Source organism: Streptomyces sp. GESEQ-4, assembly GCF_017948455.1.
In the GTDB taxonomy this organism is placed as follows: domain Bacteria; phylum Actinomycetota; class Actinomycetes; order Streptomycetales; family Streptomycetaceae; genus Streptomyces.
This window is the reverse complement of the sequence record NZ_JAFFSU010000012.1, coordinates 221016-235736: the sequence shown is the minus strand read 5'-3', so window position 1 is coordinate 235736 and position 14721 is coordinate 221016. Positions and strand designations below refer to the sequence as shown.

At 72.8% G+C, this 14721-nt stretch carries 14 protein-coding genes and 1 tRNA gene; 6 read left to right on the top strand and 9 right to left on the bottom strand.

Going from position 1 to position 14721, the window contains the following annotated elements; all coding sequences use genetic code 11:
- The first annotated feature begins 30 nt into the window (after positions 1-30).
- Entirely contained in the window at positions 31-1374 is a 1344-nt protein-coding gene (locus KCH48_RS23985) for a M6 family metalloprotease domain-containing protein (RefSeq protein WP_307840925.1), read from the top strand.
- A 72-nt stretch (positions 1375-1446) separates the two neighbouring features.
- Here KCH48_RS23985 and KCH48_RS23980 read toward each other — a convergent pair.
- The 7 genes from KCH48_RS23980 to KCH48_RS23950 form a co-directional block, all read right to left on the bottom strand.
- A tRNA-Lys gene (locus tag KCH48_RS23980) sits at positions 1447-1520 on the bottom strand.
- Positions 1511-2101 (bottom strand): bifunctional DNA primase/polymerase, encoded by a 591-nt coding sequence (locus KCH48_RS23975; protein ID WP_210576759.1) that lies wholly within the window; start codon positions 2099-2101, stop codon positions 1511-1513. The genes KCH48_RS23980 and KCH48_RS23975 overlap by 10 nt, the downstream gene beginning before the upstream one ends.
- Positions 2102-2295: 194 nt before the next feature.
- Complete coding sequence (locus tag KCH48_RS23970; RefSeq protein WP_210576758.1) at positions 2296-2667, bottom strand: hypothetical protein; 372 nt, start codon at positions 2665-2667, stop codon at positions 2296-2298.
- A 205-nt stretch (positions 2668-2872) separates the two neighbouring features.
- On the bottom strand, positions 2873-4213 hold the full coding sequence (locus KCH48_RS23965; RefSeq protein WP_210576757.1) for an AAA domain-containing protein: 1341 nt from the start codon (positions 4211-4213) through the stop codon (positions 2873-2875).
- Positions 4210-5799 carry a hypothetical protein gene (locus tag KCH48_RS23960; protein ID WP_210576756.1) on the bottom strand — a complete coding sequence of 530 codons (1590 nt, stop codon included), beginning with the start codon at positions 5797-5799 and terminating at the stop codon, positions 4210-4212. The genes KCH48_RS23965 and KCH48_RS23960 overlap by 4 nt, the downstream gene beginning before the upstream one ends.
- On the bottom strand, positions 5790-6926 hold the full coding sequence (locus tag KCH48_RS23955) for a hypothetical protein (RefSeq protein WP_210576755.1): 1137 nt from the start codon (positions 6924-6926) through the stop codon (positions 5790-5792). Before KCH48_RS23955 ends, KCH48_RS23960 begins: the two co-directional genes overlap by 10 nt.
- Positions 6877-7830: a phosphatase PAP2 family protein gene (locus KCH48_RS23950; RefSeq protein WP_210576754.1), complete on the bottom strand. Its 954-nt coding sequence runs from the start codon at positions 7828-7830 to the stop codon at positions 6877-6879. Before KCH48_RS23950 ends, KCH48_RS23955 begins: the two co-directional genes overlap by 50 nt.
- Positions 7831-8048: 218 nt before the next feature.
- Here KCH48_RS23950 and KCH48_RS23945 point away from each other — a divergent pair, with 218 nt between their 5' ends.
- Positions 8049-8645: a histidine phosphatase family protein gene (locus KCH48_RS23945; protein WP_210576753.1), complete on the top strand. Its 597-nt coding sequence runs from the start codon at positions 8049-8051 to the stop codon at positions 8643-8645.
- A 15-nt stretch (positions 8646-8660) separates the two neighbouring features.
- On the opposite strand, the gene KCH48_RS23940 is transcribed toward KCH48_RS23945, so the two are convergent.
- Complete coding sequence (locus KCH48_RS23940; protein WP_210576752.1) at positions 8661-10100, bottom strand: hypothetical protein; 1440 nt, start codon at positions 10098-10100, stop codon at positions 8661-8663.
- A 272-nt stretch (positions 10101-10372) separates the two neighbouring features.
- On the opposite strand from KCH48_RS23940, the gene KCH48_RS23935 reads away from it, so the two are divergent.
- Both KCH48_RS23935 and KCH48_RS23930 read left to right on the top strand, forming a co-directional pair.
- A complete protein-coding gene (locus KCH48_RS23935) occupies positions 10373-10840 on the top strand; it encodes a hypothetical protein (RefSeq protein ID WP_210576751.1) in 468 nt (155 codons plus the stop codon).
- Between the two features lie 54 nt (positions 10841-10894).
- Positions 10895-11764, top strand: coding sequence for a spermidine synthase (locus KCH48_RS23930; protein WP_210576750.1), 870 nt, complete (start codon positions 10895-10897; stop codon positions 11762-11764).
- A gap of 92 nt (positions 11765-11856) precedes the next feature.
- Here the strand turns inward: KCH48_RS23930 and KCH48_RS23925 are convergent, their stop codons facing one another.
- Positions 11857-12369 (bottom strand): hypothetical protein, encoded by a 513-nt coding sequence (locus KCH48_RS23925; RefSeq protein ID WP_210576749.1) that lies wholly within the window; start codon positions 12367-12369, stop codon positions 11857-11859.
- 110 nt (positions 12370-12479) lie between these two features.
- On the opposite strand from KCH48_RS23925, the gene KCH48_RS23920 reads away from it, so the two are divergent.
- Entirely contained in the window at positions 12480-13178 is a 699-nt protein-coding gene (locus KCH48_RS23920; protein ID WP_210576748.1) for a response regulator transcription factor, read from the top strand.
- Between the two features lie 16 nt (positions 13179-13194).
- Positions 13195-14574, top strand: a complete 1380-nt coding sequence (locus KCH48_RS23915; protein WP_210576747.1) for a HAMP domain-containing sensor histidine kinase — start codon at positions 13195-13197, stop codon at positions 14572-14574.
- The last annotated feature ends 147 nt before the right edge of the window (positions 14575-14721 follow it).

The following is a 14721-nucleotide window of genomic DNA, read 5'->3' as shown; positions in this document are numbered from 1 at the left end:
AATACGACAATCTCGCACAGGCTGGATGCGGTGTCCCGCGAACCGCACCCGGAGGTGCCCGTGCCACGTCAGCTCTCCCTCACCGGACTCACCCATGGGGTCCGCCGAGGGTTCGGCTGGGCGGCGGCGCGGCCCCGACTGCGCAGTACGGCCGCGGTGTTCACCACGATGTCCGCGCTCGCCGCGACCTCCCTGATCACCGGCCCCTCGGTCGCCGAGCCCTTCTCGCCGGCCTCGTGCGCCCTGCACCGCACCGACGCCCATCACTCGGAGGGCGTCGACACCTGGAACGCCGCCTACCCGCGCCCGGCCCGCCGGCTTGACGCGGTGATGGTGTTCCTGTCCTTCCCGGACTCCGCCCCGCTCACCACCCCCGCCGAACTGACCGCCGACCACTTCCCGGTCACCAGCCGCTTCTTCGAACGCTCTTCCTACGGCCGCTTCACCCTGCGCCCGCACCCGCTCCGGCACTGGCTCCGGATGCCGCACTCGTCGAGGTCGTACGCCATACAGCGCGACTGGAATTCCGCGCACCGGGCGGCGTTCCTGCGCGACGCCATGCGGGTGGCCGACCCGCACGTCGACTTCTCCCGCTACGACATCGTCTACTTCGTCGCCGATCCGCACGCCCCCGGCGTCGACTCGGACGCGACGAAGGTCGTCAACCTGGAGACTCCGCTGCGCGCCGACGGCACAGACCTGCGCCGCGTCGTCACGGTCTTCGAACAGCACCCGCCGGACCGGCTGGTCCTGGCCCATGAGACCGGGCATGTCTTCGACCTGCCCGACCTGTACCACCGGCCGACGGACGACGAGGGCGACTGGGACACCTATGTCGGCGACTGGGACCTGATGGGCAGCCAATTCGGCCTGGCACCCGACCTGTTCGGCTGGCACAAGTGGAAGCTGGGCTGGCTGGACGGCCGTCAGGTGAGATGCGTGCAGGGCAGCGGGCCCACCCGGCTGACCCTGGAGCCGCTCGCGGCGGGCCCGGATGACCCGGCGACCGGCGCCGCGGGCGCCCCGTCCTTCGGCCTGGGCAACGGCACCAAGGTGGCCATCGTCCGCACCGGCGCCGACACGGCCCTCGCCTTCGAGGCCCGTGGCCCCGTCGGCAACGACGCGACGGCCTGCCGCCAGGGCATCCTCGTCTACCGCGTCCGCAGCGGCGAGGCGTCCGGCGGCGGCCCGATCCAGGTCATCGACGCCCACCCCCGCACCGAGGCCTGCTGGGCGAACTCCGTCTACCCACCCCTCGCGGACGCCCCGGTCGCCCTCGGCGAGACCTTCACCGTGCCGGGCGAAGGGGTCAGGGTGGAGGTGGAGGGGCGGACGGCGGCGGGGGCGTGGACGGTGAGAATCACGAGGGCGTGATCCCCGTCGGTTGTGTTTTTTTTGGGGGGCACGCAAAAGGCCTCCCACCTGAGTGAGAGGCCTTCCGGTCGGTGCGCCGCCAGGGACTCGAACCCCGGACCCGCTGATTAAGAGTCAGCTGCTCTAACCAACTGAGCTAGCGGCGCCTGCTGACGTCGTAGACCTTAGCACCCTGATCGGCGGGAGGAAAAATCGATATCCGTACGGTGGTCCGGGCCGCCCGCACGGCCGCCCACAGCAGGATTTCCGGCCCCGGCAGCCAGGGGTGACGGGTGTCGGGGGCGACGAGCCAGCGGGAGTGGAGGCCGACCGCGCCGAGGGGTGCGGGGAGGGTTACGGCGTCGCCATGGCCGTGGCAGAGCAGTGGCGGGATTCCGCCGGTACGGCCGGCCCACTCCTCCCAGTCCAGCAGCGACGGCAGCCGGTGTGCCGTTCCCGGCCCGGCGAACAGCAGCATCCGCCCCCGGAACACCGCGACCGGCCCGGACCCCGGTCCCTCGTCCCACAACCGGTCCAGCATCTGCCGCCCGAAGACCGCGGGCACGCTCACGACATCGAAGGCGGTACCGCACGGCAGCACGACCGGCGCGTCCGGCCGCTCCTCCCACAGTGCGAGAGCGCTCCGCGGGTACACACCGGCCGACGCCAGCCACGCCGCACCGTCCGCGGTGACACCGGATACGTCGAATCGATCGGACAACGTCTCATTGCGGGTGCTGCTGCTCATACCGTCCAGATCTACCGCCGGTGAGCAGCCAGTCCCGGAGGGTTGCCGGAAACGGGGACAGAGAGCAACGGGAGGGAGTATCTTGCCCGCCTGGCATATGCCGGCAGGGGTGACGCGGGTGGGCGTAGGCGGCACCCGTCAGCGCCGGGCCGCGCGACCCACCCCCGGCCCGCACCAGCCGGCGTTCACGTCACTCACACCGGATCCGCAGTACCTCGCCCGTCCCCGGCAACCCCCCGCAAGAGATCCCGCCCGAACTCGACCATCTTCTTCGCGTAGTCCTCGGTCCACTCGGCCCGCTCAGCGATATCCGCCGCCGTCAGCCGATCGAACCGCCGAGGGTCGGCCAACTGCGCGGCCGCGATCGCCTGAAACTCCACCGCACGGTCCGTAGCCGCCCGAAACGCCTGCGTCAGCTCTGTCGCCCGCGCCAGCAACGCGCGCGGATCCTCGATCGACTCCAGATCGAAGAAGTGCTCCGGATCGTCCGCCACCTGCGCGGGCTCGAAGAGCAGTGGCGCGGGGCGTAGCCGCGGTTCGTTCCGACGCGGCGTGGGCTCCGCCATGTCTGTCTCCTCCTCGTACGTCATGGACGACCGGCCTGTGGAGCGGGCCACCGTCCATTGTCTCGCGCCTCCGCAAGTGGGCCCCCGGCACATGGCACCGGCACAGGCGCTGTATTCGTTGGCCGCCTCCGGCGGCGTGCCGGACTCCGTCCGGCGGTGGGCGGCGTCGTCTGCGGCGCTTGCTGGTGCGCTGCCCGGGAGCCGGTCACGGCCGCCACGCCACCCGCCGCTCGGCCAGGTGCGCCAGCACCGCGTGGTTCGCCTCCCAGCCGTCAGGGAACTTCACGACCGTCCCCAGTTGTACCGGCTCGGTCGACGGATATTCGTCCAGCAGGTCGCTCACCCCGGCCCGGCAGACCACGATGCAGGCGTGCCGGTGGCGGGAGGTGAGGACGCAGAGTCGTCCGGTCTCCAGGTGGAAGGCGGTCGCGTCGGGGCGGCCTGACAGGGGGTGAAGGATCACCGTGACGTCGTACTCGCGGCCCTGGAGTCGGTTCGCGGTGTCGACCGTGACGTCGGCGACGCCCAGATCGCCGAGTGCTGCCCGTACCGCCGCCGCCTGGTCCCGGTGTGCCGTGCCGACCGCGATCCGGTCGGCGGTCAGGGGCGCCGGGCCGTCCGACCGCTCCGACGTGGCCGCACCGCCCCGGTCCAGCAGTCGTCGTACGACCGTCGCGACGGCCCGTACCGCCTCCGGATCGGTGCGCGGGGTGCGCCGGGCGGGCAGCTCCAGCAGGCCCCAGCCCGACGCGGCCGCCTCGTCGATCACCCGGTCGGGGCCGGAGCCGTCCGAGGGGACCGCGAAGGTCAGCCGCCGGTCGCCGTGGTCCGTGCCGCTGCGGAACGGTGTGTACGGGTAGAAGGCGTCCGACACCAGGGGCGCCGCGGACGCCGGGAGCCGCCAGGACACCGGGAGGCGGTGCTGCGGCAGCTCGGGGTTGTGGGCGAGCAGGGTGGTCACGGCGGAGCCGGACGGGTCGTACGACAGGCCCGCCCACTGCTCGCTGCCCACGATCGAGAACGGGTCCAGCTGCCCCGGGTCGCCCACGAACAGCGCCCGCTCGAACAGCCCGGCCACGGCGAGCAGCGCGTCCGAGCGCATCTGGTACGCCTCGTCGACGATCGCGTGCCGCCACGGTTCGTCGACCTTGACGTGCGCCCACTTGGCGGCCGTCGAGACCACGACCGGGAGGCCGGTCAGCTCGCCGGCCTTCGCGGACTTCCGTACCTGCGGCAGATCGTCCAGCGCCTTGTCGTACGGGTCGGTGTCGCTGCTGTGCAGCCGGCCGACCGGCAGCTCGGGGTTCTTCTCGGCGAGTCTCAGCACCAGGTCGTCGACCTGGGCGTTCGTCTGCGCGATGACCATCAGCGGGCGCCCGGCATCGGCCAGTTCCAGCGCCGCACGGACGACGAGCGTGGACTTGCCGGCACCGGGCGGGGAGTCGACGACGACGCCCCGATGGGTGCCGTGCAGGGTGTCGGCGAGGATCGCGTCGGTCGCGCGGGCGGCCTCCGCACCCGGGTCGAAAGCGGCCTGGGCCGTCACAGCACGTCCTCCGCGGTCATCGGGTCAGCCTCGGGGAGGACCGCCTCGCCGGGCGGCCCGCCATGGGTCCACGGGGTCTGCTCGGGATCGGGCAGCTTGGCGCCGCCCCGCTGTTCGTGCTCGAAGAGCGTGAAGCAGACCGCGTCGCCCTTGTCCGGCACCGAACCTTCCTCCGGCACCTTGCCGCGGCCCATCTTGTCGACGATCCGCAGCACGATCAGGTCGTCCCCGGCGCGCTCGACGAACTCCGCCGCCTGCGGCTTCCCGCCCAGCGACCGGTACACCCTGACCCGCTCACCGAGATGCGGCCGGTCGCCGGTGCGGACCGTGATCAGCGGGCGCGGGCTGGGGCGCTTGCTCTCGCTGTACGCCATGACGACATCCGTGACCTCGCCCGCGAACGCCTCTCCGGACAGCCGCCGCCCGGCCATCACCAGCGGGTCGTCGAGCGCCTCCTGGGCCTCCAGACGGGCCTGCTCCCGCTCGCGCGCGGCGAGCTTGTTGGCCGCGGTGACCGCGTCGTCGCGGCGCGGCTGCGGGGGCTCGCCGGCCACGATCCGGTCGCGGTGGGCGGTGAAGGACCAGCGGTCGCGCGTCCACCGCTCCTCGATGTGCGCGCCGGTGGGCAGGGCGCGCAGCAGGTCGAGGCCCTGCCAGACCTTCTGCCAGGTGGGCAGCGTACGGCTCAGCACAAGATCGCGGATCTCCCGCTCGGCGGCGGTGAGTTCACCGAGCCGGTCGTCCGCCTGCAGGCCGTCCTCGGCGGCGGCGAGGGCGGTGCGCGCACGGTCGTAGCGCTCGATCGCGGGCGCGAGCAGCCTGTTGTCGAACGCCGGGTCGGTGGCCGGACCGGCGGGCGGGCACAGCAGCTGGCCCTGCCGGTCCCGCGCCAGCTCGGCCCGCAGGGCGGCCTCGGCTCCCTGCTCGCCCTCCGGGGGGTCGATCCACGCGAGCAGCGCGCCGAGGTGCTGGTCCTCGAGGCTGGACTGGCCGGTCTCCCAGTGCCGGGCCAGCACGTCCGTCATGGCCAGCAGCAGCGAGGAGCCGGGCACGCGGGCCCGCTCCCCGAAGTGGGTCAGCCACCGGCCGAGCAGCGGAACCCGGGGCGGCGCCGGATACGGGGTCTCCGGGTCCTGCTCCGCCGTGCGCCGAAAGCGCATGGAGCGTCCGAGCAGTCGTACGAAATCGACGCCCGCGCGGCTCGGGACGATCAACTGCGGGGCGTCCGCGCACAGTTCGACCTCGACCTTGACCCGCTTGCCGGTCTCGGGGTCCGTCTCGGAGCGCTCGGCGGCCTCGACCGCCTCGGCGTACCCGTCGACATACGGCAGCACGACATCCGCCAGCTCCGCCAGGAACGCGAACCTCAGGTCGCGGTCGCGTGGCTGCGGTACGACCAGCAGGCGCGGCGCGTCCCGGTCGGTGCCCACCAGCGCGCCGAGCGGGGCGCCGGCCTCACCGGCCGTGGTGAGCGGCACGAAGACCAGGGGGTGGTCGGACAGATGCCGGTGCCGGACCGTGGCGGCGGGCTGGGCGTGACCGGTGGCGACGGCTTCGAGACGGGCGAGGGTGGAGATCAGCGACACGGGGCGGCCTCCCCTACGCGCCGGTCGAGCGCCTCGGCCCGTAGCTCCGCCGCCCGGCGCAGCGCCGCCACCGCCGGGTCGTCCGGGTCGCCGGCCTCGCCGCGGGCCGCCGCGAGCACGTCCCCGACTGTCGTCAGCCCGCCCAGCTCGGCCCGTACCGAACGGCCCAGGGAGGTCACCGCGCCGGCCGCGCGGGAGCGGTCACGGCAGTGGAAGGCCAGCTCACAGGCGGACAGGCACTCGGGCGCGTAGGTCGCCGGAACCGACTCGACGGCCGCGGTCAGCTCGCCGACGGGCAGCTCGGGGGAGAAGCAGGTGGTCTCCGGGAGCGCGTCGGCGATGTCCTGGATGCGGGTGAGCCGGGCCAGCTGGCGGCCGGTCACCGCGCGCTGCTTGCGCACGTCGACGGCGGACGCCGTGGGCAGGTTGGAGAAGTCCTTCGGGCAGACCAGCAGCACCCGATGGCGTACGCGCGGGGCGGGGGTGAGGCGGGCCGCGACCTGCTCCAGTGCCAGGACGTACACCGCGGCCTGGCGGGCCGCCGCGCCCACCTTCGCCGGGTCCGCCGAGCCGTCCAGCATGGGGAAGGACTTGATCTCCACGACCGTCCAGCTGCCGTCCGGGTGCACGACCACCGCGTCCGGCTCCAGGAAGGCGGGCGACCCGGCGACGTCGAGGGCGAGCATCGGATGGTCGAGCAGCGTCCAGTCACCGGCTTCCACGGCCTCGCGCAGCGCCAGCGCCGTACGCGCGGACCGCCCCTCGGGGCCGATCGCGGACAGGTCGGGCACGTGCGCGCGTGCGGGCGGTTCGGCGCCTCGGTCCAGCTTCTCGTGCACCAGCCGCAGCAGCTCCGCGCCGCCGTCGGCCTTGACCTTCGCCTCGAACGCGTTGCCCCGGACGAACGCGAACTGCGACTGCCCGAAGGCCGACGGGGCGCCCAGCGCGCTCGCCAGCGCCGCCTTGTCCACCCCGGCGCCGTCGAGGATCGCGCGCCGCTTGCAGCCGGGGTTGGCGGCGAGTGCGGCCAGGGCACGGGCGTCCAGTGCCTTGGCCGGTACGTCGGGGCCGCGCAGCTCAGCGAGCCGGTGCCGGAGTGCTGTCCCCCGCGTCCTGGGGGACGGCACTCGGCTCGGCTCCGGATCCGAACCGGGACTCGCGCTGCCGTGGAAGTCGCTCACCCGTGGAAGTCTGGCATCCGCCACTGACAATTGAGGCGGGTGCGTCGACAGTGCCCGCTGTGACGGGCACGACCCGCGCCGTCAGCCGGGTCCGGACGAGGCCGGCGACCCGCAACACGTACGGCGTCAGCAGGAACCCGGCGCCCATGACGGCCGCGCCCGCGACCGCGTCGAGGAAGTAGTGGTTCGCGGTGCCCATCACCACGATCGTCGTCACCAGCGGGTAGACGACGGCGGCGACCTTGGTCAGACGCGTCCCGCCGTACCGCCAGAGGATCACGCCGCACCACAGCGCCCAGCCGCAGTGCAGGCTCGGCATCGCCGCGTACTGGTTGGTCAGGCCGCCCAGCCCCTTCGGCGCGCTCGCGTCGCCGCCCCACCAGCCGTACGAGCTGTACTGCGCCATCGTGTCGACGAAGCCGTGGCTCGCGTCGAGCAGACGGGGCGGACAGGTCGGCAGCAGCGTGAAGCCGATCAGGCCGATGAAGGTGGACGTCATCAGCCAGGTGCGGGCCGCGCGGTAGTGCCGGGAACGGGACCGGAAGAGCCAGATCAGGATCGCGGGCGTGACGGCGTAGTGCAGCGACGCGTACCAGAAGTCGGCCGGGACGCCGATCCAGGGCTCGCGGGTGAACAGGCGGTTGAGCGGATGCTCCGCGTTGAGATGGAGGACCTTCTCGATCTTCAGGATCGCCAGGCCGTGGTCGACGGCCTTGGAGACATCGCCCCCGACGAGCAGCCGGCCCCCGGAGTAGCAGGCGTACACCAGCACAATCAGCGGCAGTTCGGTCCACCAGCGCGGGCGGGGCCGTAGGGCTGCCTCGGTGCCCAGCGTCTCGGCGTGCGGCATCCGATCGCCCTCCCCCTTCTCGTCGCGCGGCCCCGGCGCTCCGGACGTGCCACTTTACGGTGTATGCGCGAGCCCCCGAGTGGCGCCCCCGGCCCTGATAGACGCAGAGATCGCCCGGCGGGTTGCCCGTGTGTGCCGTAGGCGATGATGAAGGGGTCCCACTCGAATCCTCATGGAATCCCTCGATTCCTCATGGAATCCCTCTGGAAAGGTCTTCCATGGCACCGCGCATCCTGCTGGCCAGACACGGACAGACGGCCTGGTCGCTGTCCGGCAGACACACCGGCAGGACCGACGTCCCTCTGCTCGAGGAGGGCCGCCGCGGCGCCAAACTGCTCGGCGAGCGGCTGCACCGGGCACCGTACGACGGTCTCCCCGGCGTCGAGGTGCGCACCAGCCCCCTGGCACGCGCGCGTGAGACATGCGAACTGGCCGGGTTGGGGGAACGCGCGCGTGCCTGGGACGTGCTCATGGAGTGGGACTACGGCGCGTACGAGGGCATGACGCCCGACGAGATCCAGTCCGGCCGGCCCGGCTGGCTGATCTGGCGCGACGGGGTGCCCGACGGGGAGAGCCTCGCCGAGGTGACGGCCCGAGCGGACGAGGTCGTCGCCTGGGCGCGGGCGGCGGACCGGGATGTGCTGGTCTTCGCCCACGGGCACATCCTGCGGTCCATCGGCGCGCGATGGCTGGGCCTGCCGCTCGATTTCGCGGCCCGGATACGGCTCAATCCCACGTCGCTGTCGGTGCTCGGGTGGGCGTACGGCGAGCCGGCGATCGAGAGCTGGAACGACCTGGGGCACCTGGGCGGGTAGGGCCTGCGGGACCGCTCATGCCGTACGCGGGAGGGACGCGTGCCGCTCCAGGAAGGCCGACACATCCGAGGCGCGGCGGTGCGGGAGCAGCACGCGCGCGGTTCCCGCCAGCATCGTCTGGATCCGGGACGACTGGACCTCGTTGAGGAGATCCAGGACGCGCATGCCGGCCAGGGCCGCCTCGTCGGGGTGGCCGCCGCGGGCGAGGTCGTCGGCCAGTTCGGCGGTGTACAGGGCGATGTTGCGGGTGAAGTGCCGGTCCTGGAGCTGGGCCGCACGCCGGGCGTGGCGGGCCGCGCGGGGCCAGTCGCCCAGGGTGGACCAGCACTGCGCCTCCAGGCCCTCCAGTTCGGCCTCGCCGTAGAAGCTCATCCACTCGGGGTCGTCCTCCGAGGGGCCGCGGTCGTACAGGGCCTGGGCGCGGGCCAGTGCCTGCTCGCAGCCGGTGCGGTCGGCGAGCCCCGCCCAGCCGCCCGCCTCACGCAGTGCGAGCAGCGACATCAGGCGTGCGGAGCCCAGCGGGCGTGCGACGCGTTGCGCGGCCTGCGCGGCGCGCAACGCCTCCCTCGGCCGTCCCGCGTCCCGCGCGAGGAACGCCGTGTTGCAGAAGGCGTGCGCCTCGAGGCCGGGATCGCCGGACATCCGGGCGGTCGCGAGCGCCTCCGCGTAGTGCGAGCGCGCGTCGTCGAACCGGCCCGAGTCATGGGCCAGCCAGCCCACCGAGATGGCCAGCTCACCGGCGCCCGAGTGGAGGCGGTCCGCGGTCTTCTGCCGGGTCGCTCCGGCGTCGAGCAGCGCGTATGCGGCGCGCAGCGGGGCCGCCGCGCGCTGGTAGAGGCCGTCCGCGCCGTGCCGGTCGTCGAGCAGCCGGATTCTGCGCACGGCCTCCTCCAGGGCGTCCGCCTCGCCCGCTCCGGAGCGGCGGGCCGGGCGCTGGGCGGCCGATGCGTCGACGGCGAGCCCGATGGGGCCCAGGGCGGCGGCCACCGTGGCGCCACCGCCGGTCATGAATGCGCGACGTAGCACGTCGCTCTCCTCGTGGTTCTCGTGCGTCTCGTAGGGCTTCTGCGGGTCATACGGCTCGTACGCCCCCTCCGTCTCACCGGGTTCGTACGCCGGGCTTGTGGTGTGCAAGGGGGGCGCGTCCTCGGGGTTTCGCGCCCCGCGTCCGCGTACGGATGCGCGGGGCGCGAAGCCCAGGTCGGTGAGCGTGCGGCCGGGGAACATGTGCAGGAACACCCGCTCGTACGCGTAGTTGGGGCAGCGGATCTCACCCGCCTCGACTCGACCGATGTAGCGCGCGTCACAGCTGACCCGCTCACCGATCTCGCGGGCGGCTCGCCGGACCGCCGCGGCGAACTCGGCCGGCGAGCGCTGGGCGCGCAACTGCCGGAACGCGAGATTCGGCCGCGGTGGCCGGGGAGACTGAGACGAGGTCACTTCGGACGACGCCATGGCCGGGTCCTCTCGTGCGAACCGTCGAACCATGCCGGATATAGGGCTGGTTGTCCGTGAGGCACCCCTGTGTCCGGCGGGCAAGAACGTACCTGCTGTGTCGGAGCCACCACGCGGTGTTTGGCTACAAACCGGATATCTCATCCGTGATCTGCCATGAACTGCCATCCTTTGCGGCTGACTTCTCGCGTAGCCGTTGACGCGGCGACGCGTTGGACTCTGTGGACCGGGAGCCGCCCGACTCCCGACCCGCTCGCCCTAGGAGGGGTTCCGTGGTGCAGGCCGGGATGGAGACCAGTCAGAGCGTCGAGGCGTGTGTGCCGAGTGCTCCGGTGACGACGGCGCGGCATGCACCGACCCCGGAGAGCAGCGCGACGCCGTTCGCCGCCGACGCGGACGGGTGCGACCTGGTGACGGTGCCCGCTCGGCAGGGGCTGGAGGCGGTCGACATCCTGCGGCGGGGGGCCGGGGACTCGGTGGGGCCGGTGCTGCACGACGACGGCTGCGACACCCTGGGGTTCGTGGTCCCGGCTGGGACGGCGGCGGGGTGGGACGTCCCGGGGAGTACGTGTACGGAGACGGACGGGCGGGGGTCGTGTCTGAACCCCGAGCCGCCGGTGGAGGGGTCGGACTGGTTGCTGCCCCCCGGCGAGGCCGACCTGGCGACGGATCCCGCGGTGCTGCGGGCGGCGCTGGGGGAGGCGGCTCGGTTGATCGAGGCGGCGGACAACTGTCGGTGACGTGCGGTGCCCGCAGCTGGGGCGGGCGGGGGCGGGTGCCTCGATAATGGGGCAATGGGAAAGTCCAGGAACTCGCGGCGGCGGGGTGTGGGTGACGCGGCTGTCGTCGAGGCTGTGGACGGGGGGCTGGCCGAGCTCATACCGGATCGGGATCGCAGCCGGGGCTGGACGTTGCTCATCGACGGGGCGCCGCAGTCGTATGTGGACCTGGACGACCCCGCCCATCTCTCCTTCGAGTACCAGCGGCGGCTCGGCCACGTCGTCGATCTCGTCGCCCCACCCGGCAGCCCCGTTCACGTCGTGCATCTCGGCGGTGGGGCGCTGACGCTGGCCCGCTATGTCGCGGCCACCCGCCCCCGGTCGACCCAGCAGGTAGTCGAACGGGACGCCACCCTCGTACAACTGGTGCGCAGGCAGCTGCCGTTGGAGCCGGGGACGCGTATCCGGGTGCGGTCCGTGGACGCGCGGGAGGGGCTGGCCAAGGTGCCCGACGGGTGGGCCGACCTGATCGTGGCCGACGTGTACAGCGGGGCCCGCACGCCCGCCCACCTCACCTCGACGGAGTTCCTCGACGAGGTACGCAGAGCGCTCAGGCCGGGTGGCTGGTACGCCGCCAACCTCGCGGACGGCCCGCCGCTGACCCACCTCCGGGGCCAGATCGCCACCGCGTCCGCCCGTTTCGCGGAGCTGGCACTCGTGGCCGACCCGACCGTGCTGCGGGGAAAACGGTTCGGCAACGCAATCCTCGTAGCCTCCGACCACCCCCTCCCGATCCCCGAACTGACCCGCCGAGCCGCCTCCGACCCCCATCCAGGCAGAGTCGAACACGGCAAGCCCCTGACCGACTTCACCGGCGGAGCCACACCGGTGACGGACGAGGCGGCGGTAGCGTCCCCGGCCCCACCACCATCGGTCTTCCGCTGAAAACGCCGGTGCAATAGCGCCCCGTCAGGGGCGCGGGGAACTGCGCGACCAGCCACAACGCACCCGCAGACGACACACGACCCACCGCGGAGCTAATACGTCCCGATGTCCACCCGAGGCGCACTGTCGTGCCAAGTACAGAACACCGACACCCGATCCGCCCCCTGCGCGAACTCCACCCGAATCCACGTCTCCGTCTTCCACACCTGCATCGACCACCCCGCGGCCGGCGAAGCCGACACCAGCGTCGCGGAACTCTCACCCAGGTCGAAGACCGCCCGCCCACCCTCGGTGTCGTAGCTCTTGACCCGGCCGGAGGCGGTGGGAGAGGGGCTGGGCTCCCGCGTCGGTGTCGTCGAGGGCGTCCCACGCGGCGTCGGCGTCGGCGTCGACGGCGGCTCGCTCGACGGAGTCCGCGTCCGTGCCGTAGAGGATGCCAGCGGCTTCGACTCCTGCGTGGTCGCGTCGCCGGACGTGATGGGGAGGGCGCGCGGCGGGTCGTAGGCCGTGCCCGCCATCACCGTGTGGACACCCCACCACGACAGCGTGACCGCCGCGCCCGTGGCGAGCGTCCACGCGAGTACGTGTATGAGACCTCTGCGCATCGCGCGCCATACTGCCTCACGCGTCCCACCGGTGTCGCCCGGATGCGCACCGCCTGGAGTTATCCACAGGCGCCGGACCGGTGTCCATCGCATGGCGTACGGTGCGGCGCATGGCAAGTGTGCTCGTGGTCGAGGACGACCAGTTCGTGCGCTCGGCCCTCATCCGGCATCTGACCGATGCCGCGCACACCGTGCGCAGCGTCGGCACCGCGCTCGAGGCGCTGCGCGAGGTCGCCCATTTCCGTTTCGACGTGGTCATTCTCGACCTCGGTCTGCCCGATCTGGACGGGTCCGAGGCGCTGAAGATGCTGCGCGGCATCACCGATGTCCCGGTGATCATCGCCACCGCGCGGGACGACGAGACGGAGATCGTCCGGCTGCTGAACGCGGGCGCGGACGACTACCTGACCAAGCCGTTCTCGGTCGACCATCTCTCCGCCCGGATGGCCGCGGTGCTACGGCGGTCCCGTGCCGCGGCGGGGGAGGCGCCCCCGGACACCGTGATCCGCGTCGGCGGGCTGACCGTGGATCCACTGCGCCGCCAGGCCGAGCTGGACGGCGTACGCCTCGACCTGACCCGGCGCGAGTTCGACCTGCTCGCCTTCCTGGCCGGGCGGCCCGGTGTCGTCGTGCCGCGCAAGGAGCTGCTCGCCGAGGTGTGGCAGCAGTCGTACGGCGACGACCAGACCATCGACGTCCATCTGTCGTGGCTGCGCCGGAAGCTGGGGGAGACGGCGGCGCGACCGCGTTATCTGCACACCCTGCGCGGGGTCGGCGTGAAGCTGGAGCCACCAGGGGTGGAGCCATGAGGTGGGCGGTGGAGCCATGAGGTGGGCGCTGGTCAAGGTCTCGCTGGCGGTCACCGCCATGGTCGTGGTCGCCTTCGCGGTGCCGCTGGGCCTCGTCATCAAGGAGATGGCCCGGGACCGCGCGTTCTCCAACGCCGAGCGGGAGGCCGCGGCCGTCGCCCCGGCGCTGTCCATCACCACCGACCGTGACCAGCTCGAGCGCGTCGTCGCCTCCGCGGGCTCGGATGCCGGGATGGCCGTGCACATACCGGCCTCCGACGGTGCCGCCGCCGTCGGCCTGGGCAAGCAGCGCGCCGCCGACGAGGACATCGCGACCGTGCGGAAGCTGGGCCGGGCCTCCACCACCGAGGTGCCCGGCGGGTCCACGCTGCTGCAGCCGGTCGCGCTGAGCTCCGGCGAGATCGCCGTGGTCGAGGTGTACGTCCCCGAGTCCGAGGTGACGAACGGCGTCGACACGGCGTGGGCCGTACTGGCCGCGGTGGGCGTCGCGCTCATCGTCGGCTCGGTCGCGGTCGCCGACCGGCTGGGCGTACGGATGGTGCAGCCGGCGCAGCGGCTGGTCGAGGGTGCGCATGAACTGGGGGAGGGGAAGCTGGGCTCCCGGGTGCCGGAGGAGGGGCCGACCGAACTGCGACTGGCGGCGGTCGCGTTCAACTCCATGGCCGATCAGGTCGTACAACTGCTGGCCAATGAGCGGGAGTTGGCGGCCGATCTGTCGCACCGGCTGCGCACCCCGCTGACCGTGCTTCGGCTCAACGCCGCCTCGCTCGGGGACGGGCCCGCCGCCGAGCAGACGCGGGCCGCCGTCGCGCAGTTGGAGCGGGAGGTCGACACCATCATCCAGACGGCGCGGGAGGCCAAGCCGCAGACGGCGGCGCCCGGTGCCGGGGCCGGGTGCGACGCGGCCGAGGTGGTGCGGGAGCGGATGGGGTTCTGGTCGGCGCTCGCCGAGGACGAAGGGCGCAAGGTGCGGGTGGCCGGGGTCGACCGGCCGGTGCGGATACCCGTGGCCCGGGCGGATCTGGCGGCCGCGCTGGACGCCCTGCTCGGCAATGTCTTCCGGCACACCCTCGAGGGCACGGCGTTCGCGGTCGACGTGCACAACGGCGAGGACGCGGTGATCGTGCTCGTCTCCGACGCGGGGCCCGGCATCATCGACCCCGAGGCCGCGATGGCCCGCGGGCGCGGCTCGGGGAGCGCCGGCTCGACCGGCCTCGGACTGGACATCGTGCGGCGCCTCGCCGAGTCGACGGGCGGCGACGTGCGCATCGGCTCCTCGGTGCTCGGCGGCACGGAGGTGCGGATCTGGATCCAGCTGGACGGGCGGGCACCGGAGCGCAGGGGGCATCGAGGGAGGACGGTACGGCGGCGGAGGCGGTCGGCTTCCGTGAAGTGAACGTTCGTCGGCCCGGCCCCCAGGGGGCCGGATTGGTCTTGACCTTTAACCGTCCCCGATCCCCTCCTTAAGCGAGCCCTAAGATCCCCAACCCCCGTCCGGATCAGGCGCTTTGCCCGATTCCGGATCGCTAGCGTGCTGCCGCAC